This window comes from Aeromicrobium sp. Leaf245, from assembly GCF_942548115.1.
In the GTDB taxonomy this organism is placed as follows: domain Bacteria; phylum Actinomycetota; class Actinomycetes; order Propionibacteriales; family Nocardioidaceae; genus Aeromicrobium.
The window spans coordinates 2,859,889-2,879,044 of the sequence record NZ_OW824151.1; the positions used below are offsets into that span (position 1 = coordinate 2,859,889).

The 19,156-nt window shown below is 70.4% G+C and carries 21 protein-coding genes; 19 read left to right on the plus strand and 2 right to left on the minus strand.

Annotation, left to right across the window (positions count from 1 at the left end):
* Nucleotides 1-5: 5 nt before the first annotated feature.
* Nucleotides 6-1,877, minus strand: a complete 1,872-nt coding sequence (locus NBW76_RS13995) for a VWA domain-containing protein (RefSeq protein ID WP_056553698.1) — start codon at nt 1,875-1,877, stop codon at nt 6-8.
* 185 nt (nt 1,878-2,062) lie between these two features.
* On the opposite strand from NBW76_RS13995, the gene NBW76_RS14000 reads away from it, so the two are divergent.
* The 12 genes from NBW76_RS14000 (at nt 2,063) to NBW76_RS14055 (ending at nt 13,312) form a co-directional block, all read left to right on the plus strand.
* Nucleotides 2,063-2,965: a hypothetical protein gene (locus NBW76_RS14000; protein ID WP_156364738.1), complete on the plus strand. Its 903-nt coding sequence runs from the start codon at nt 2,063-2,065 to the stop codon at nt 2,963-2,965.
* Nucleotides 2,962-3,684: a Flp pilus assembly protein CpaB gene (gene cpaB / locus NBW76_RS14005; RefSeq protein WP_055966565.1), complete on the plus strand. Its 723-nt coding sequence runs from the start codon at nt 2,962-2,964 to the stop codon at nt 3,682-3,684. The genes NBW76_RS14000 and cpaB overlap by 4 nt, the downstream gene beginning before the upstream one ends.
* Nucleotides 3,684-5,267, plus strand: coding sequence for an AAA family ATPase (locus NBW76_RS14010; RefSeq protein WP_056553695.1), 1,584 nt, complete (start codon nt 3,684-3,686; stop codon nt 5,265-5,267). Before cpaB ends, NBW76_RS14010 begins: the two co-directional genes overlap by 1 nt.
* Nucleotides 5,267-5,623: a TadE/TadG family type IV pilus assembly protein gene (locus tag NBW76_RS14015; protein ID WP_056553692.1), complete on the plus strand. Its 357-nt coding sequence runs from the start codon at nt 5,267-5,269 to the stop codon at nt 5,621-5,623. Before NBW76_RS14010 ends, NBW76_RS14015 begins: the two co-directional genes overlap by 1 nt.
* Nucleotides 5,620-6,963, plus strand: a complete 1,344-nt coding sequence (locus NBW76_RS14020) for a CpaF family protein (protein WP_235492920.1) — start codon at nt 5,620-5,622, stop codon at nt 6,961-6,963. Before NBW76_RS14015 ends, NBW76_RS14020 begins: the two co-directional genes overlap by 4 nt.
* A 2-nt stretch (nt 6,964-6,965) precedes the next feature.
* A complete protein-coding gene (locus NBW76_RS14025; RefSeq protein WP_055966555.1) occupies nt 6,966-7,886 on the plus strand; it encodes a type II secretion system F family protein in 921 nt (306 codons plus the stop codon).
* Nucleotides 7,886-8,779, plus strand: a complete 894-nt coding sequence (locus NBW76_RS14030) for a DUF5936 domain-containing protein (protein ID WP_055966552.1) — start codon at nt 7,886-7,888, stop codon at nt 8,777-8,779. Before NBW76_RS14025 ends, NBW76_RS14030 begins: the two co-directional genes overlap by 1 nt.
* 25 nt (nt 8,780-8,804) lie before the next feature.
* The gene (locus NBW76_RS14035) at nt 8,805-9,944 is read left to right on the plus strand and encodes a sensor histidine kinase (RefSeq protein WP_156364737.1); all 1,140 of its coding nucleotides are present in this window, start codon (nt 8,805-8,807) and stop codon (nt 9,942-9,944) included.
* Nucleotides 9,945-10,020: 76 nt separating this feature from the next.
* On the plus strand, nt 10,021-10,674 hold the full coding sequence (locus NBW76_RS14040) for a response regulator transcription factor (protein WP_055966545.1): 654 nt from the start codon (nt 10,021-10,023) through the stop codon (nt 10,672-10,674).
* 53 nt (nt 10,675-10,727) lie between these two features.
* Nucleotides 10,728-11,543 (plus strand): hypothetical protein, encoded by an 816-nt coding sequence (locus NBW76_RS14045; RefSeq protein WP_156364736.1) that lies wholly within the window; start codon nt 10,728-10,730, stop codon nt 11,541-11,543.
* A gap of 5 nt (nt 11,544-11,548) precedes the next feature.
* Nucleotides 11,549-12,940 carry a hypothetical protein gene (locus NBW76_RS14050; RefSeq protein ID WP_156364735.1) on the plus strand — a complete coding sequence of 464 codons (1,392 nt, stop codon included), beginning with the start codon at nt 11,549-11,551 and terminating at the stop codon, nt 12,938-12,940.
* 165 nt (nt 12,941-13,105) lie between these two features.
* Complete coding sequence (locus NBW76_RS14055; protein ID WP_056579135.1) at nt 13,106-13,312, plus strand: hypothetical protein; 207 nt, start codon at nt 13,106-13,108, stop codon at nt 13,310-13,312.
* Nucleotides 13,313-13,446: 134 nt separating this feature from the next.
* Here the strand turns inward: NBW76_RS14055 and NBW76_RS14060 are convergent, their stop codons facing one another.
* On the minus strand, nt 13,447-13,809 hold the full coding sequence (locus NBW76_RS14060) for a DUF192 domain-containing protein (RefSeq protein WP_250246801.1): 363 nt from the start codon (nt 13,807-13,809) through the stop codon (nt 13,447-13,449).
* A gap of 173 nt (nt 13,810-13,982) precedes the next feature.
* Here NBW76_RS14060 and NBW76_RS14065 point away from each other — a divergent pair, with 173 nt between their 5' ends.
* The 7 genes from NBW76_RS14065 (at nt 13,983) to NBW76_RS14095 (ending at nt 18,982) form a co-directional block, all read left to right on the plus strand.
* A complete protein-coding gene (locus NBW76_RS14065; RefSeq protein ID WP_056579135.1) occupies nt 13,983-14,189 on the plus strand; it encodes a hypothetical protein in 207 nt (68 codons plus the stop codon).
* A 266-nt stretch (nt 14,190-14,455) separates the two neighbouring features.
* Nucleotides 14,456-14,662: a hypothetical protein gene (locus NBW76_RS14070; RefSeq protein WP_056579135.1), complete on the plus strand. Its 207-nt coding sequence runs from the start codon at nt 14,456-14,458 to the stop codon at nt 14,660-14,662.
* A gap of 110 nt (nt 14,663-14,772) precedes the next feature.
* Entirely contained in the window at nt 14,773-15,162 is a 390-nt protein-coding gene (locus tag NBW76_RS14075; RefSeq protein ID WP_055968638.1) for a hypothetical protein, read from the plus strand.
* A 13-nt stretch (nt 15,163-15,175) separates the two neighbouring features.
* Nucleotides 15,176-15,811: a hypothetical protein gene (locus tag NBW76_RS14080; RefSeq protein WP_056552156.1), complete on the plus strand. Its 636-nt coding sequence runs from the start codon at nt 15,176-15,178 to the stop codon at nt 15,809-15,811.
* A 3-nt stretch (nt 15,812-15,814) separates the two neighbouring features.
* Complete coding sequence (locus NBW76_RS14085; protein WP_056552159.1) at nt 15,815-16,234, plus strand: DUF3592 domain-containing protein; 420 nt, start codon at nt 15,815-15,817, stop codon at nt 16,232-16,234.
* Between the two features lie 22 nt (nt 16,235-16,256).
* Nucleotides 16,257-17,534 (plus strand): hypothetical protein, encoded by a 1,278-nt coding sequence (locus tag NBW76_RS14090; protein ID WP_055968644.1) that lies wholly within the window; start codon nt 16,257-16,259, stop codon nt 17,532-17,534.
* A 134-nt stretch (nt 17,535-17,668) separates the two neighbouring features.
* Nucleotides 17,669-18,982 carry a hypothetical protein gene (locus NBW76_RS14095; protein WP_055968646.1) on the plus strand — a complete coding sequence of 438 codons (1,314 nt, stop codon included), beginning with the start codon at nt 17,669-17,671 and terminating at the stop codon, nt 18,980-18,982.
* Nucleotides 18,983-19,156 lie beyond the last annotated feature (174 nt).

Here is a 19,156-nt window from a genome sequence, read left to right on the forward strand (position 1 = left end):
ACCGGTCACTCGCCAGGAGGGACCTCGGAGTCGCCCGCGCCGCTGCGGCGACGCAGTGCGGCGAGCAGGGCGAGGGCGACCACGACGAGGGCCGCGACGCCGGCGGCGATGATCCACCACGCGGGTCCGCCGTCGGACGACTCCTCGGCCGCCTTGTCGTTGGCGGTCTCCTTCGGGTCCTCGAGGTAGGTCGGCTCGCCCGACTCCTCACCCACGACGCTCGTCGTGAGGGTCACCGCGATCTCGCCAATCTCCTCGGTCGAGGCGGCGGACATCGGCAGGACGGTGATCGAGCAGTAGAAGTCGCCGTCGACCTGCGTCGCCTTGGGAGCCTCGCTCGTCGACTCGCGGTTGCGGTACACGACGGGCGGCGACGCCGCGTGCAGGGCCACGGCCTCGTCGCCGCGCCACTGCTTGCGACCGGTCTGCGACGAGAAGTCGTCCGCGACGGTCTTGAGAGGTCCGTACACCCGCACCTGGGTGTTCACGCCGACACCACGTCCGAAGGCGTCGGCCGCCTGGGTGGACGTACCGAGCGTCGCGTCGCACACCGCCGACTGACCCCAGCCCACGTCGGGGACGCGGTAGAACAGCGTCTCCCCGGCCAGGACCGAGTCCTCGTACGTGCCAGGCGCGGTCGGGGGCGCCGACGAGAAGTTCGGCCCGCCGATCACGGACACCGGGCTGCCGCTCGGGGCGTCACCCTCGATGGCGTCGGAGAATCCGCTCGCCTTGCCGAACGGGGCCGGCAGTGCGTCGGGGTCCTCGACACCGGGCTCGGTGCGCAGCAGGATCTCCAGCCCCTGGACCTCGTCGTTGTTCGAGCCCACCTGCGCGACGTACGGTCCCTCGCTGCAGTCCTGCCGGTCGGCGGCGGACAGCGAGTAGGCGGCCACGATGGGTGCGCCACCGTTGCCCGCGCCCTGCGAGGCCTCGCGCACCCCTCGCCCGCACGCCTGGCCATCGGCGCCCACGATCTTGAGGTCGACCTGGGAGACACCGGAGAAGCCCTTGGTCGGCAGGGTGGCCGCACTCACGTGGATCGTCCCCTTGCCCGGGTCGGGAAGGGCGTAGTTCTCGACGCCGGAGTCGCCGATCGTGTCGAGCCACTGGCCGTCCTCGATCTCGGCGGCGTCCTCGGGGGACGTGCCACCCTCGACCGGGAGGCCGGCCGCCTCGTAGCCGCGAGCCGCGCGGATGGACGTGCGCGTCAGCGTCTCCTGGAGCTCGGACAGGTCCTTCACGTCGTAGTAGGTGCCTCCACCGGCCGACGCGACGCAGGTGAGCTGCTCGCGCGACTTGGCGTCGACCTGCAGGCCCACGACGTCGACGTAGAAGTCGGCGCCCTTCTTCTTGAGGTCGGCCGCCACCTTGCACGGATCACCCTGGCAGTTCTCCTCGCCGTCCGAGACGAGGACGATGCTGCGCGGGCCCTCCTTCGGCAGGTCGGCGTAGGCCTTCTCGAGCGAGTACGCGATCGGGGTGTTGCCGAGCGGCTTGAGCTTCTCGACGCCTGCGCGCAGGGCATCCTTGTCGACCGGCTCCACGGGGACGAGCAGCTCGCTGTCCTCGCAGGAGCCGGGACCGTCGCTGATCTCCGAGCCGTAGACGCGAAGGCCGACGTTCGCGTCGTCGGGAAGGTCGTCGATCACGCCGTTGAGGCCCTTCTTGGCCTCCTCCATGCGGGTGCTTCCGCTGCCGCCGGCCTCCTTCATGGATCCCGAGCCGTCGAGGACGAGGATCAGCGAGCCTCCGCCCTGGCCGAGCACCGACTCGTCGTCGGCCGCCGAGGCGGTGGGTGCGACCCCCAGGAGGAAGGTGGCACCGAGCGTGACGCTCGCACCGATGGACAGTGTCGTGGAGATCCCCCGCAGCATGGCCAGGAGTCTAGAGCAAGGTCCAGGACCGGCCGCACTGTGAGACAGGTGACGACTTCTTGGAAAAGCGTGACACTTGACCCGCTGCACCGTTGGATTTCGCAACGGGGACGTATCCGGATACCGTACGTTCGTCCTTCAGGCCATGTGGCCCGAGGGACGACAAGACCATGGTGGGGGAGCCAATGAGAAGTCGCGTCGTGCTGGTGACCCGGCTGGGTTCGTCCCTGGGTCTGTCGGGTGAGCACGACGGCCTGACCGTCGCCGACATCCGTCATCCCGATGCCGTCGAGACGACCATCGCCGGAGTCCACCGAGCTGGCGAGCTGCCGATCGTCACCTGCGCCGTCGCCGACTACGAGGAGGTGCGGACCCTCGTCTCCTACGCCTCGGTGCGGTACCCGGGGCTGCGGACCTGCATCGAGCCGCTCCCCGGCGGACCGCTCGCGGTGGGCGTGCTCTCCTCGCTGGTCGACGACATCGACGACGCCGAGGACGGTCTGGCCTGGCAGCTGAACGCCATCGACCTGCTGCGTGCCCAGGCGTGGTCGGCCACCTGGCTGCCGTCGGTGGCCAAGAGCCGCAACCCCAACCCCTCGCTGTGGCACCACGCGATGTCCTGGCTCCCCGGCTCGGGCTTCCTGACCGTGCACCACCCGACACCCAGGATCGTGCGGGCCCCCAAGGCGCCGATCTCCGGGCTGGACCCCCTCCCCGAGACCGCACTCCTGCACTCCAGGGCCACCCAGGACACCTGGGTCGTGGACGCGGTCCGCCAGGCTCTGCAGCCCCAGAGCACGAGCGAGATGAGCTCGGTCCGCGACCAGGTCGACGCCCACGGCACCGAGCGCGCCGTCGAGCTCGTCGCGATCCCGCTCGCCTACCACTCCGACTCCCGCCCCGTCGACGTCGTCGACTGCCTCGGGTGCGGTCTGCGCCACGCGCGACCGACCTGTCCCGTGTGCGGGATGAGCACCGACGCCCCCGAGCTGAACGACCCGGCTCCCACTCCCCTGCCCGAGTTCGACCCGGAGACCCCCGTCCCGGCCCCGAGCGGATCGTCCGCCCCCGAAGGAGACCGTGAGTGAACCCCCGTCAACGCCGTGGCGTGCTGATCATGCTCGCCGCCGCACTGGCCGCCGTCGCGCTGTTCTTCGTGGCGATCCAGTACATCGGCTCCGTGAACTCGCAGGTCGCGCCGAAGATCACCGTCTACCGGGCGGCGGACGACCTGTCCGCCTACGCCGTGATCGAGGAGGACGACCTCGAGTCCGTCGAGGTGCCGGAGAAGTGGGTCTCCGAGCAGGCCACCCGCAACCCCGAGGACGTCGTCGGTCGCCGGGTCGCGTTCAACCTCGCCCAGGGCACCTACATCGGTGACGACATGATCCTGCCGACGTCGGCGCTCAACGAGAACGAGCGAGAGATCGCCCTCACCGTCGACGCGAAGACCGGCGTCGCCGGTCGCGTCCGGGCCGGCGACTTCGTCGACGTCTACGCCGTGTTCGGCGAGGACGCCGGCACCGGCACCTCGCGCGTGCTCGTGCGCAACGTGCGGGTCGTGTCCGTGCGGGGTGCGGAGACGCGGACCCAGACCACCGACCGTGACGAGCTCACCGAGCAGCAGGTCATCCCGGTCACGCTGGCCCTGGAGCCGACGGCCGCCCTCTCCGTGACGTACGCGGACTCCTTCGCGCAGGTCGTGCGACTGGTGGGTCTGCCACCGGGCACGAACACCAGCAACCGCTCCGACGAGCGCGAGAAGGTCGACGCCGACGATCTCGACATCCCCAAGGGAGAGAACTGATGGCTCGCACCGTCCTCATCGCGGCACCCGACCAGACGGCCGGGTACGAGCTGCGCGCCCAGGTCGAGGAGCTCGACGGGTTCACGATCGTCGACGTGGCCGAGTCGACCGTCCGGCTCCAGGAGCTGGTCACCCAGCGGGACCCCGAGATCGTCCTCATCCACGAGCAGGTCGGTCCCGTCCCGGTCCTCCAGGTGTTCCGCGAGATCGCGGCGCGTCGCCCCGGCACCGCGCTCCTGCTGCTCAGCGAGGAGTTCACGCCCGAGGTGTTCTCGGCCGCCATGGACGCCGGAGCACGCGGCGTGCTGCGCTACCCGGTCTCCCACGAGGAGCTCGAGAGCCGGCTGACGTCGGCGGGCGAGTGGGTGCAGCAGATGCGCCGGCACCTCGTGAGCGACTCCAACGACTCCGACCTCGGCTCCCGCGGTCGGCTCGTGACCGTCCACGGCTCCAAGGGCGGCGTCGGCACCACCACGCTCGCCGTGCACCTCGCCCACGACTCCGTCACCCGGGTCCCCGGCCGCAGCGTCTGCCTGGTCGACCTCAACCTCGACACCGGCGACGTGGGTGACTTCCTCGGCATCGAGCACCGGCTCGACGTCTCCGACCTCGCGAAGGTCGCCGACGACCTCTCGGCGCAGACCATCGGCTCGGCGGTCCACCGCAAGCCGTCGGGTCTGGCCACGGTGCTCGGTCCGGCCCAGATCGAGGACATCGGACTCGTCGGCGACCGCGAGACGGTGCTGATCCTGGCCGCCCTGCGTCGCCAGTTCGACCTCGTCGTCGTCGACTGCGGTGCCGCCGTCAACCCGGCCAGCGCCGCCGCCGTCGAGCTCGCCGACACGGCCCTGCTGGTCACCACCCCGGACCTGCTGGCCCTGCGCGGCGTCCACCGCACGGTCGAGAAGTGGAGCCGGGTCGGCGCTCGCGACGTCGACCGTGTCAAGATCGTCCTCAACCGGACGAGCAAGGACAGCGACATCCAGCCCGAGGCGGCGTCCCGTCTGCTTCCCGCACCCCCGTTGTCCACCACGCTGCCCGAGGCGTTCACCGTCCTCCAGCGCGGCCTCAACCACCAGGACCCGGCGGAGATCCAGTCCAAGGTGTGGTGGAAGCGCATCGAGGACCTCGCCGACGACATCGGCACGGTGCCCTCCTCGACCACCTCCGCCGCCACGACCCAGCGCCGGACGCTGTTCAAGCGCAAGGGCGAGGACGCCGCGCCGGCGCCCACCGCCGAGGCGGGTCAGGCCACCGTCGAGTTCGCCGGCGTGATCTTCATCGTGCTCTTCCTCATGCTGCTCATCTGGCAGATCGGGCTCTGGGGCATCTCCGCGGCGTACACGAGCCACGCCTCGGACGAGGCCGCGCGCGAGGCCGGCATCGGCGCGAGCCTCAGCCAGATCGAGGACAAGGCCCTCGACAACGTCCCGGGTTGGTTCCGCGACAACATGACGGTGCGTCTCCTCGACAGCAGCAGCGCGGTGCAGGTCCGATCGAAGATGCCGCTCCTGCTGCCCGGCGTCACCGTGAACAAGCTGGTCTTCACGTCGGAGACACCCGTGGTCAGGGAGGACAACTGATGTTCGGCCATCGCAACCGCCCCCAGCGACGCTCGGAGCGCGGCACCTCGACCCTCGAGGTCGTGGGCGTCGTGCCCCTCGTCGTCATCGTCATCATGCTGCTGGCCCAGGTGGCGCTCTCGCTCTACGCCATCACCACGGCCCAGACGGCCGTCCGCCAGGCGGCGCGCGCCGAGTCCCAGGGATCCGGCACCGCGACCACGGTCCTCAACGAGTCCCTGCCCGGCTGGCTCGAGGTCGGCCCCGGTGACGTGCAGACCTTCGGCCCCGGCCACGGCGTCCGAGCCCGCTTCGACGTGCCCGACCTCGTGCCCTTCTTCGACCTCTCCTTCACCCGAGAGAGCGTCATGCCGTGAAGCGTCAGACCTTCGGCACCAGCTCCGTGGCGTCGTCCGGCGCGGACGTCGACCGCACCATCACGGCGATGACGGACGAGGCCGACGACGTGCTCGTGGCCGACTTCCGCGAGAAGCTGCTCGACGAGATCGACCTCAACGAGCTCTCCAAGCTCGACCTGCCCCAGCGACGCGCCCGCCTCGAGCGGGTCATGACGCACCTCGTCGCCTCCCGCGGCCCCCTTCTCTCGAGCCGCGAGCGGACCTCGCTCATCCGACGCGTCGTCGCCGAGGCCCTCGGGCTCGGCGTGCTGGAGCCCCTCCTGGCCGACGACGCCGTCACCGAGATCATGGTCAACGGCCCCGACCAGATCTTCATCGAGCGCCTGGGTCGGATCGAGCTCGCGAAGGAACGCTTCGTCAGCAACGAGCAGCTGCTCCAGACGATCGACCGCATCGTGTCCACGGTCAACCGTCGCGTCGACGAGTCGAGCCCGATGGTCGACGCGCGTCTGCGCACCGGCGAGCGCGTCAACGTGATCCTGCCCCCGCTGGCCCTCGACGGTCCCGTGGTCACGATCCGCAAGTTCCCGCGGCCGTTCTCGATGGACCAGCTCGTCTCCATCGGCACGCTCGACGAGCGCACCGCCGACCTCCTGGCCGCGTGCGTGCGGGCCAAGCTCAACGTGCTCGTCTCGGGCGGCACCGGCTCGGGCAAGACGACGCTGCTGAACTCGCTGTCGTCGTTCATCCCCGAGCGGGAGCGCATCGTCACGATCGAGGACGCCGCCGAGCTCTCCCTCCAGCAGACCCACGTCATCCGCCTGGAGTCGCGCCCCGCCAACGTCGAGGGCAAGGGCTCGGTCACGATCCGCGACCTGGTGCGCAACGCCCTGCGCATGCGGCCCGACCGCATCATCGTCGGCGAGGTCCGTGGCGGCGAGACCATGGACATGCTCTCGGCCATGAACACCGGCCACGAGGGCTCGCTCACCACGATCCACTCCAACAGCCCGGACGAGGCCCTGAGCCGCGCCGAGACGCTCGCCAGCATGAGCGACCTGGACCTGCCGTTCCAGGCCGTCCAGGAGCAGGTCAACAACGCGCTCGACCTCATCATCCAGCTCGACCGCGCCGCCGACGGCACCCGTCGCATCACCCGCGTCGCCCTGCTCTCCTCGAAGGGTCGCGAGCCGTACAAGCTCCACACCCTGAGCGAGTACGTGCCCGAGCCGATCGAGGCCGGCAAGGTCTCCCGCGGCGAGCACGTGTTCCGTCCCCTCCCGCTGGCGTTCGTGCGTCGGCTCCAGCTCGCCGGCGAAGCAGTGCCCGACGGCGCGACGTCACCCGCCCTGGACTGACCATGGCGCTGACGATCCTGCTCGCCTTCGCGACCACCTGCCTCGTCATCGGGGCCCTCTACCAGTTCTGGCTGGACGTCCGGGCCCAGGCGAGCCTGGCCCTCGCCGTCAACCCCCGGGTCGTGGAGGACATGACCCTGGCGCGGCGATCGAGGGTCGACAAGCTCATCCTGCGCACGCGGATCGGGCCCTGGACGCAGGAGGCCATCAACCTGCTGGGCTGGAACGTCAAGCCTCGGCACCTGCTGCTCATCATCGCCGCGCTCTGCGCCACGATCGTCGTGGCCCTCGGCGTCACGCTGTCCTGGCTGCTCGCCCCCGTCGGGGTGGTCGTCGGGGCGCTCCTGGTGCGCGGACGCGTGCGCAAGCTGCGCGAGAAGCACACCGAGGACTTCATCGCCCAGATGCCCGAGCTGGCCCGCACCCTCTCCAACGCCGCCTCGGCCGGGCTCTCCATCCGGACCGCCGTGGCCCTCGCCGCCGACGAGCTCGCCGAGCCGGCGCACTCCGAGCTCAAGACGGTCTCCGACGAGATCCAGCTCGGCGTCCCGCTCGACACCGCCCTGTCGAACCTGGAGGGCCGCCTGCCCTCCCGTGAGCTGGGGATCCTCGTGAGCTCGCTCGTCGTCGGCGCCCGCTCCGGTGGTGGTCTGGTGACCGCCCTGCGCGACATCGCCGAGACGCTGGACACCCGCAAGGAGGTCCGGCGCGAGATCAAGACGCTCTACACCCAGACGATCGCCACGGCCTACGCCGTCCTCGGCGTGAGCGGGCTCGCCGTCTTCCTGCTCGAGGGCATCAACCCCGGCACCGTCGACGAGATGATCACCAACCCGCTCGGGCAGGGCGCGATCATCTTCGCCGTGGCCGTGTACTCCGGCTGCATCTGGGCGGTCCGCAAGATGACGAGGGTGGATCTCTGATGTCGCCGCTGCTGTTCGGACTGCTGATCACCGGCTGCTTCGTCGTCTTCGCGCTCGGGTGGCGCATGGCGCGCGCCGACGCCCTCGAGGCGTGGGACGTCGCGGACATCGCCCTGCTGCGCGACGCCAACCGTCGCAAGCGCCAGGTGAGCCCCCTCGACCGGTTCGCCCGACGGCTCGCGCCCCAGCTGGCCCTGCTGCTCGGACCTCGCACCGTGGCCTCCATTCGCCGTCGCATCGACCTGGCGGGGCGACCAGACGGCATGACCGTCGACACGTTCCTCCAGCTGCTCACCAAGTACGCGATGTTCCTCGGCGCGGTCTCGCTCGTCTTCGTGATGCTGGGCAGCTTCGTCCAGGCGATCATCGCGCTCTTCGCGATCCCGCTGCTCCCCTTCGGACGGCTGTCGCGCCACCAGCGTCAACGTCGAGAGGCGATCGACGACGGTCTCCCCGACTTCCTCGACGTCCTCGCGGTCACCGTCGGCGCCGGCATCGCCTTCCGCTCGGCGCTCGACCGGGTCAGTGCGCGGTTCACCGGTCCCCTGCGCGACGAGATGGCCTTCACGCTCCACCAGCTCGACGTCGGCGTGCCGCGTCGGCAGGCGTTCTCCAACCTGCGCGACCGCTGCGACTCCGAGTCGATGTCGTCGTTCGTGTCGGCTTTCCTGCAGGCCGAGGAGCTCGGTGCGCCCCTGGCCGAGTCGCTCAACGGCATCGCGCGCGACAGCCGCCGCGACGCCGCCCAGCGGTCCCGCCAGAAGGCCGCCAAGACGGTTCCGCGGGTGACGCTGCTCGTCTCCATGGCGATGGTGCCGCCGACGATCGTCATCATCGCGGTCGGCATGTACCTGGGTGCCGACGTCGACCTCGGCGGTGTGCTCGGTGGGTGACGGCCCCCGACGCCCTCGTGCGTCGGTGCCCGAGGCGCACCTCGTCGCCAAGGTCGTGCAGTTCGCCTTCCTCCTCCGCCTGACGTCGCTGCTCATCGTGGTGATCACCCCGGGCGACGCAGTGACCAGCACCGTCGGCCTGACGGCCATCGGCTTCATCACCCTCAGCAGCACCGCAGGCCTGTACGCGACCGACCTGCTCACGCGCAAGGTCATGGCGCACCCGATCCTGCTCGTCCTCGACGTCCTCGTGGCCACCGCGCTCGCCCTGCTGCTGGGTGCGCAGAGTCCTCTGCTGGTCTACACGTTCTCCACGTCGGTGCTCATCGGCATCCTGCTCCCCCGGCGCATGGCCACGCTCGTGCTCGCCATCCAGGTGAGCTCCATCGTGCTGATCGCGATCGAGCAGGACACCCAGACCGAGTTCATCGGCATCCTGATCGTCCCGATCTGCTCGGCCACCCTGGGCGCGATGGGCATCCTGACCCGCTTCCTGCTGCAGTCGGCCGAGCGCGAGCAGGTGAACGCGCGCCGCCTGTCGGCCGACGCCGCGATCGAGCGGGAGCGCGCCCGCCTGGCCCGCGACATGCACGACTCGGTGGCCAAGGCCCTGCACGGGATCGCCCTCGCGGCCGCCGCCCTCCCGGCGTGGGCCGCCAAGGGTCCGGACCAGCTCACGGAGAAGGCCACCCAGCTGCAGCAGGCCGCGGAGTCGGCCGCCCAGGACGCGCGCTCGATCCTCGTGGACCTGCGCACCGAGACCGACGACCGCACCCTCGCCCAGCAGCTGCGGACCATGGCCGACAGCCTCACGCAGGGCGGCGTGCAGACCATCCTCACCGTGGGTGGCGTCGCCGACTGCGACCACAGCGTCAAGCGCGAGCTCGTGGCGATCGCCGGCGAGTCCGTCGAGAACATCCATCGTCACTCGGGGGCCGAGAACGTCGCGATCACCTGCTCGGGCGATCCGGACTCGATCGTCATCTCCATCCGCGACGACGGTCGTGGCTTCGACCCCGACCTCACGCCGACCGGCCACTACGGCCTCGTCGGCATGCGGGAGCGCGCCGAGCACGTCGGCGGCACCCTCGACCTCGTCACGGCACCAGGGCGAGGCACCACGGTCACCGTGCGCACGCCACGTGCCGCGAAGGGACCGGGATGAACGACCGTCAGCGAGTGAACACCGAGCACGCCGGGGCACCTCTGCCCTACCGTGCTCCTACAAGGGGGGTGGCTCCATGAGCACCGACATCAAGGTCCTCATCGTCGACGACAACGCCGTCGTGCGGATGGGTCTGCGCAACGTCCTGGAGGCCCAGGACGGCATCGCGGTCGTGGGCGAGGCGGCCGACGGCAACGAGGGCGTCACGCTCAACGAACGACTCGACCCCGACGTCGTGCTGTGCGACGTCCGGATGCCGGGCCTCGACGGCGTCGGCGCCGCCGCCGCCATGTCACCGACGAGCCACGTCGTGATGCTCACGTACGCCGACGACCTCGACGTGATCCGCAGTGCGATGGCCGCCGGGGCCCGCGGCTACCTGGTCCACGGCGCCCACCAGCCCGACGAGATCGTGGCCGCCGTGGTCAGCGCCTCCCGTGGCTCGTCCGTCCTCGGACCAGCCGCCACCGAGGCGCTGCTGAGCGCCGCCGGCCAGGCGCCGCCCCCGCGCGACACGAGCCAGTGGCACCTGACCGGCCGCGAGACCGAGATCATGGAGCACGTGGCACGCGGCCTGTCGAACCGCGAGATCGCGCGGTCCTGCTTCCTCGCCGAGAAGACGGTGAAGAACCACCTCAACAACATCTTCCCCAAGCTCGGGGTGACGACCAGGGCCGAGGCGATCAGCCTCTGGCTCGGCGCCTCGGACGGACCGGGCGGCGCGGTGTGAACCAGGAGTCGAGGGGACCTGCACCGGTGGGACCAGGATGGGTCCGGGGACCCATGTCCGACGACGCCGCCGCACCTATGCTGGACGAGTCGCTGCGCCCCCGCGCCGACAGCTCCCCCCTCCGTCCTGACGACCCTGCAGGAGTCACCGTGCTCGACCACGCCCGCCGACGTCCGGCCCGTGCTCGCGACGAGCGTGGTGCGGCCGCGCTGTCCCTGCTCGTGGTGGCGATGCTGCTCGGTCTGGCGATCTTCACCGCGATGGCGCTTCCCCTCACCAACGCCTCCGACGCGAAGGCCAAGAGCCGCAGCGCCGCCGATGCCGCTGCCCTGGCCGGGGTCGAGGCCTTCAAGGAGGACCTCGTCGAGGCGCTCAGGAACCTGCAGGCCTTCCCGGCCGGTGGTCTCCTCGCGGTCGTGCAGAGCGTCGACCTCGGAGGTGGCCAGAGCGCCGCCATCGAGTACGCCCAGCGCAACGACGGCACCCTGGTCACCTACATCCCGCGGCCGGCGGTGTCGGGCCTGCTCTCCTTCGAGACCTTCGCCAAGGTCCGAGGCCGCTCCATCGACGGTGAGCAGAACTACAGCGAGGCTCGCGCCAAGCTCGACCTCCCCGGTTGCGACCTCACCGAGTCCCTGCCCGACATCGAGCTCTCGTCCTACGAGGTGACCCCCTCGGTCGCGCGCGCCGACGACGGTGACGACGAGGACGAGGAAGAAGAGGAGGAGGAGCCGAAGCCGAGCTTCTCCCTCGAGTGCGACGGCGTCACGATCTTCAAGGACGTGACCGACCTCGGCGACCTCGGCTCCGGCGGCCTCAACCCGCTGATCGACCTCATCGACCGGTCGAACGCCCGCCTCATCGAGTGATCCCGATGTTCTTGCTCGCGACGCACCGGCGGTCCGAACGAGGGCAGGGCTCCCTGGAGACGGTCGGCGTCGTCGTCCTGGCCTCCATCCTCGTCGCCGCCACGACCGGCGTCGTCGTTCAGTCCAGCCCCGCGCTCCGGTCCGAGGTCGGCTACCGCGTGTGCCAGATCACCTCCCTGGGCGGAGGCGGCTGCGAGGACCCGGGCGACGAGATCCCCGGCGAGGACGGTGCCGACCCCGACTCCCCCTGGGGCAACGAGAACGCCCGCCCGGACGGCAAGCCGGCGGTGGACGAGTCACGGCTGCCCGACGAGCCGTGCGTCGTCTCCTCGACCAGCGGGTCCATCTCGGCGACCGGCTCCTTCGTGGTCTCGGCCACCGGCGAGCAGGGCATGACCATCGAGACGCTGTCCGACGGCACCTACCGGGTCTCGGTGCACGACGCCGGCTCGCTCGGGTACGGCGTCGGCATCGGGGTCGACGGCAACGTGGTCGTCGACGGCGTGCAGCAGGGTTCCACCGCCTACGCCGGGGCCGACATCGCGCTCGCCGGCCTCGCCAGCCAGACCTACTACGCCGGCAGCGAGCAGGAGCTGCAGGACCTCCTCGTGCGCGTCGCGGGCGAGCAGGCCCTCGACCAGGTCGCGCCGCGCATCCCGGGCCCGGCCGACATCCCGTTCGTCCAGGACATCCCCGTGATCGGAGAGCTGGAGGCCCTCGACAACCCCGTGCGGTGGGCGGTCGACCAGCTGGCCGGTCCGCCGCCGGAGCCCGACGAGCAGTACGTGCAGCTCGGACTGGAAGGCGACGCGAGCGCGGCGCTCGCCGGAATCGTCTACAGCACGGGCGCCGAGCTCGACATGGGCGTCTTCGCCGGCGCCCGCACGACCCCGGAGGGCTACGTCCTCACGTCGGTGGTGGAGGCCAACGGATCCGCGTGGGCGTCGGCCTTCGGCGGCGAGGCCCAGGCCATGGCCGGCGGCACTCTCGTGCGGGAGATCCACCTCGGACCCGACGGCACGCCACTCGGCATCACCATGACCCTCACCGGCGGCGCCAACGCACAGTCCGGCGACGTCGGGCCTGCGACCGACACCCAGGACAGCTACGTCGCTACGGCCTACGTCCCCTTCACCGGTGACGTCGCGACCGACGCGGGCATCTACCTGTCGGCCGCCAACATGTACCAGGCGCCCCAGTTCCTGCAGTCCGCCATGGAGACCGGCACCGTCAGCCTCGACCAGTACGAGGTCGACCCGAACACCTACGGCGCCAACGTCTCCATCGACATCCCGGGCGCCGAGGGTGGCCTGGGCGTCAACGGCGACCTCACGAACTCCACGATGGTGTCCTCCAGCTACTGGGACGGCAGCGGGTTCGTCGACCGCGGCTGCTGACGCACCTGTCACCTCCCGGGTCACGGTTCGGGCGGATCTGGGTCCGGTCCGGGTCTTCGGGCCCATGAACCGGGTCTGTCGGGCGGCATACGTTTCTGGTGTCAGCAGGACGCAGCACCCGCCGACACCACGACCACCACTCCCCCTCATCCCTCAGGAGACACCATGTACACCAAGGCCCTCGCTCTCTACAGCACCGTCCTCGCCACCGTCCACGCTCCCCGCGAGGAGAAGGGCCAGGGCACCCTGGAGTACGTCGGCATCGTCGTGATCGCCGCCCTGCTCGTCGGCGCCATCGTCGCCGCCATCAACCCCGGCGAGATCACCGGCAAGATCCAGGAGAAGATCTCCGAGATCCTCAACGCCGGCTGAGTCCAGCCACCCCCGAACGGGGAGGAAGCGCACCGCGCTTCCTCCCCGTTCGGCATGTCCGGACCCTCTCGCGACCGCGACACCGAGCTCCAGGTGCCGGCACCGAGGGGGGACCCGCCGGCCCGGGACGAATCTCAGTCGTCGGACGAGCCGACCTGGACCGAGCTGCCTGCGACGAGACCCCACTGCTCGAACGCACCGGCCTCGGCCTCGATCACCGAGCGGCACCGGAGCCGCACCGCACTGAACCGTCCGGGCGGCATCGTCTGGACGTGGAGCACCCGACGGTCGCGATCGACGAGGGCCACGTCGATGGCGAAACGCATCCGCATGGTGTGCACGTGCCGGCAGGGATCGAGCCAGAACGCCCCCGCCACCGCGTCGCGACCCAGCAAACCCTTGCTGCGGGCCCGGGTGGACGTGGCGCGCTCGAGCGGGGCCACGTCACGGCCGTCGACGAGCAGGCGCACCTGCGGGCTCTCTCCACCTTTGGTCATGCCACGACCCTAGGCCACCCGGGACGGGTGGCGGTTCGGGCGGATCTGGGTCCGGTCCGGGTCTTCGGGCCCATGAACCGGGTCGGTCGGGCGGCATACGTTTCTGGTGTCAGCAGGACGCAGCACCCGCCGACACCACGACCACCACTCCCCCTCATCCCTCAGGAGACACCATGTACACCAAGGCCCTCGCTCTCTACAGCACCGTCCTCGCCACCGTCCACGCTCCCCGCGAGGAGAAGGGCCAGGGCACCCTGGAGTACGTCGGCATCGTCGTGATCGCCGCCCTGCTCGTCGGCGCCATCGTCGCCGCCATCAACCCCGGCGAGATCACCGGCAAGATCCAGGAGAAGATCTCCGAGATCCTCAACGCCGGCTGAGTCCAGCCACCCCCGAACGGGGAGGAAGCGCACCGCGCTTCCTCCCCGTTCGGCATGTCCGGACCCTCTCGCGACCGCGACACCGAGCTCGAGACGCCGGCACCGACCCGGGCGACGGATCGGGCGGATCTGGGTCCGGTCCGGGTCTTCGGGCCCATGAACCGGGGCCATCGGGCCGCTTAACGTTCTGGTGTCAGCAAGGAACACCGGCCGACACCACGAACTCCCAGCACCACCCACCACCACCTCATCCCTCAGGAGACACCATGTACACCAAGGCCCTCGCTCTCTACAGCACCGTCCTCGCCACCGTCCACGCTCCCCGCGAGGAGAAGGGCCAGGGCACCCTGGAGTACGTCGGCATCGTCGTGATCGCCGCCCTGCTCGTCGGCGCCATCGTCGCCGCCATCAACCCCGGCGAGATCACCGGCAAGATCCAGGAGAAGATCTCCGAGATCCTCAACGCCGGCTGACACCAGCCCATCGGGACGGGGAGAGCGCGGCAGCTGCCGGCTCTCCCCTCCTGACGTCCCTCTCGCCACGACCACGACCCTGCGGGGTCGCCCTCTTCCTAGGAGCCACCATGCGACCGATGATCGTCCTCGGCACTGCCTTGACGGCCGGTGTCCTGACCATGGTCGCCGCGGTCATCGCAGGTGTGGTCGCCGTCGACCAGGCCTCGGTCACCAGCGGCGTCATCACGCGCAGCTTCCTCGTCATCGCCGCGCTCGCCGTGACGGCCTTCATCTGGTGGACCCGCATGCGCCCCGACGACGCCCCCGAAGGTCTGTTCCTGGGCCTCGTCATCGGCTGGGTCTTCAACTTCTCCAGCTGGGCTGGGGCGTCGTTCGCCGGGCAGCTCGTCAGCGACCTCCCTCTGGCGGCCGCGCTCGTCGACCTCGTCCTGTGGGCCGGTGTCGCCTTCCTCCTCGTGCTCGCGCTGAGCCGCACCAGCGGCAACGCGGTGCGATGAGACGATGAGTCCCATGAACCTCCGACTCGCTGCCGCACTCGTCGCGACCGCCTTCGCCCTGAGCGCCTGCTCGGGCTCCGACTCCGACTCCGAGGGAACCGCCACCGTGCCCGACGACCAGGTCATCCAGCCCGCCGACGGCACGCCGACCGGCTTCACCGAGACGGACCTGGGCGCCGTCAGCATCGCCGTTCCCTCGGACTGGGACAAGCAGCCCGAGGCCCAGCCCGCCGACAACATCACGTCCACCGTCTGGCGCGGCCAGGTCCAGGACGGCATCGCCACCGGCGGCGTCGACGTCCGGGTCATCACCGACCCGCAGCAGCCGGCCGACAAGGCGGCCCAGGCCCTCGCCATCTCGGCCATGGCCACGCTCGGCGGACGCAACATCGAGCCGCAGGAGATCGTCTGGCCGAAGGCCTCGAGCGCCTACTTCCTCGAGTACGAGGCTCAGGCGCCGATCCCCACCGCCTCTCCGTCGGCCTCCGCCTCGCCCGCCGTGACGCCCGAGCTGGCCACGCGCACGCTGGTCCTCGACCTGGCGGACGGCACCCAGGTGCAGGTCACCGCGTTGTCCGCGGACTCCGAGGACGTACCCGCCGAGGTCCTGTCGACCGTCGTCGTCAAGGCCGAGGCCTCCAAGGGCTGACCCGTGTCCGATGCCGCGCTCGCGCCCGTCCTCGCCGCAGGGATCCCGGCACTGCTCGGGACCGTGTTCCTGACGATCGGCATCGTCCGCACCCGGATGATGCGCGGGTGGACACGGACGACGGGGGTGGTCGTCGATCGGCGGACGGGCCGCGCCGACCGCGGCACGACCTCCATCTACCCCACCTTCCAGTGGCAGGACCAGCACGGCGAGGTGCACCAGCACACCTCATCGGTCAAGCAGTCACTCGGGCCCTCGCCCGGGACGGCCGTGCCCGTCCTCTACGACCCCCAGCGACCCTCGCGGGGCGCCATCGACACGTTCGTCCAGGGTGGCCGGATCTTCGTCTACATCGGAGCCGGGCTGCTGGTCGTCGCCCTCGTCGCACTGGTCCTCGTCTCCAGCATCGTCATCTCCCTCTGATCCCCACGGACAGGTCTCACCCATGTTGCTCTCGCCCCGACGCCCCGACCGCGGTCAAGGCTCCCTCGAGATGGTCGGCGTCATCATCCTCGCGTCGATCCTCGTCCTCGCCACCACGGGCGCGATCGTGCAGACCAGCCCACAGCTCAAGTCGGAGGTCTCGTACCGGATCTGCCAGATCCTGAACTTCGCCGGCGGCGGCAGCTGCGAGGCGCCCGGGGAGGCCGAGGTGCCCAGTCCGGAGGACCGGCTGCCCGACGACCCGTGCCTGGCCGGCTCGACGAGCACGGAGGCGAGCGTGGGCGGCTCGTTCACGTTCTTCACCGGCAACGCGGGCAAGAAGTACATGGTCGAGGAGATGTCGGACGGCTCGTTCAAGGTGACCGAGGTCGACTCCGGGGGCCTGGGGGTGACGGCGGGCGTCGGCGCCGAGAACACGGTGACGATCGACGGCGTCGACTACGGCTACGGTGCGTCCGCCGACGCCTCGGCCCTCCTGGCCGGCGAGAAAGGCAACACCTGGTACGCCAAGGACCAGGACGAGCTCGACGACCTGATGAGCACCATGACCAAGGGCAAGGTCGTCGACGCGGTCGCGCCCAAGAAGATCCTCGGGCTCGTGCCCAACCCGATCAACAGCGTCGCGAAGGACCTCGTCGGCGGCGACCTGCCCGATCCGGACGAGCAGTTCATCGAGGGCGGCATCGAGGGCGAGGCCGGGGCCTCCGCCACCGCGATCGTGGCGGGCGCCGGGGCGGACGTCTCGCTGGGCGGCTACCTCGGAGGCAAGAAGACGCCTGACGGCTACACCGCCTACTACCGGACCGAGCTCGAGGGCAGTGCGTTCGGCACCCTCCTCGTCGCCGAGGGCCAGCTCAACGGCAAGGTCGACGGCCTCATCGAGATCAACACGGACTCGAGCGGCAAGCCCACGTCGGTCAAGGTCACCTCCGGCATCGCCGGCAAGGCGGACATCCAGTACACGACCGAGGGCGACGCGGACCAGTACACCGAGGTCACCGTCGAGATCCCGCTCACCGGTGACGTCACGGAGGACGCTCGCGTCCTCGCGATGCTCGGCAACCCGCTGACCGCGGACGACTTCGTCCGGGAGGCGCAGGAACGCGGCACGGTCACGCGCAGCGTCTTCGAGGACGACTCGAACACCTACGGCTACAGCGGCGAGGCCGGTCTGGGCCCCAAGATCGGCATCGACATCTCCGGCGACCTGACCACGCGCGACCTCCAGGAGGCGCAGTACTGGGACGGCACCCGCATGGCCGACCGCCCGGACTGCTGACGGGTGGGTCGCGGGCGCCGATCTGGGTCCACCTAGGGCCCGTACCGGGCCCACGGGCCCGGGTGTGACAGGGCAGGAGGTCCCTATCCTGGCGTTGCTCCTCTCCCCCCAACACCACTCGACAGGTCGTCACCATGTTCCTCAAGCGGCGCTCCGAGCGCGGTCAGGGCTCACTCGAGCTGGTCGGCGTGATCGTCCTGGCCTCGATCCTCGTGCTGGCCACCACCGGCACGATCGTGCAGACCAGCCCTCAGCTCAAGGCCGAGGTGTCCTACCGGATTTGCCAGATCCTCAACATCGCCGGCGGCGGCGACTGCGAGGCCCCGGACGCCCCCCGGTCCCCCGAGGACCGACTGCCGGACGAGCCGTGCGTCGTGGGATCCCAGCAGGGCAGCGTCGAGGTGACGGGTGCGTTCGTCGTCTCCGTGACGGCGGGCAAGCAGCTGCTCATCGAGGAGCTCTCCGACGGGACGTTCCGCGTGACCGAGGTCGACCTCGGCAAGGTGGGCATCGGTGTCGGGCCGGGACTCGACGTGAGCGTGACTCTCGACGGCAAGAAGTACGGCGCCGTGGCCATCGCCACGGCCGACGCGATCCTCGCCGGCCAGACCGGACGCACGTGGAACGCCGACGACCAGGGAGAGGTCGACGACATCCTCAACGGCCTCATCGCCGAGGAGGTGCTCGACACGGTCGCTCCCGACCTGCCCGGCCCGAAGGACATCCCGATCGTCGGCGGTCTTCCCGGCATCCGCGACATCGGCGGTCCGCCGAACCCCACCCGCGCGATCCTCGAGCAGATCATCGGCGACCTGCCCGAGCCCGACGAGGAGTTCGTCGAGGGCGGGCTCGAGGGCAACGCCGGAGCCTCGATCTCGGGCATCACCGCCGGCGCGGGCGGCGAGGTCAACCTCGGCGTGTACCTCGGCGCCAAGAAGACGAAGGACGGCTACACGGCCTACTACAAGGGCAAGGTCGGCGGCAGCGTCTTCGCCACCGCCGGTCTCGACGACGCGTCGGCAGGAGCCTCGGGCGAGGCGCTGTTCGCGGTCAACCTCGACAAGGACGGCAAGCCCGAGAGCGTCACGCTCACCACGGGCTACACGCTGGCCGCCGAGACGGGCGACCTCGGCTCCAACACCGACGACCAGAAGTACGTCGAGACCCAGATGAACGTCCCCCTGACGGGCAACGCGCTCGAGGACGCCCAGATCCTGGCCGAGATGACCAACCCGGCCATGCTGCAGAGCTTCATCGACCGGGCCAAGGAGGACGGCACGATCACCCGGAACACCTACTCCCAGGACCCGAACACCTATGGGCTCACGATCGGAGGGTCCCTCATCGGCGACTACGGCGGATCGGTGAAGGGCGACTTCACGACCCGCGAGCTCGAGGACTCCCAGTACTGGGACGGCAACGCGCTCGTGGACCGCCCCGACTGCTGAGCCTCGAAGCACGGCACCCGCGACGGCGGCGTCCTTCCCGCAGAGGGAGGGGCGCCGTCGTCGCGCCGCGCGGGGCCCTCGTGGGCTGGGCCCTCGATGGGACCCGGCGGGGTCCCAGGGCCCGGGCGCCCGAGTCGCCGGGCTTCCTACGCTCGCGGCACCCCCCCGGATCTC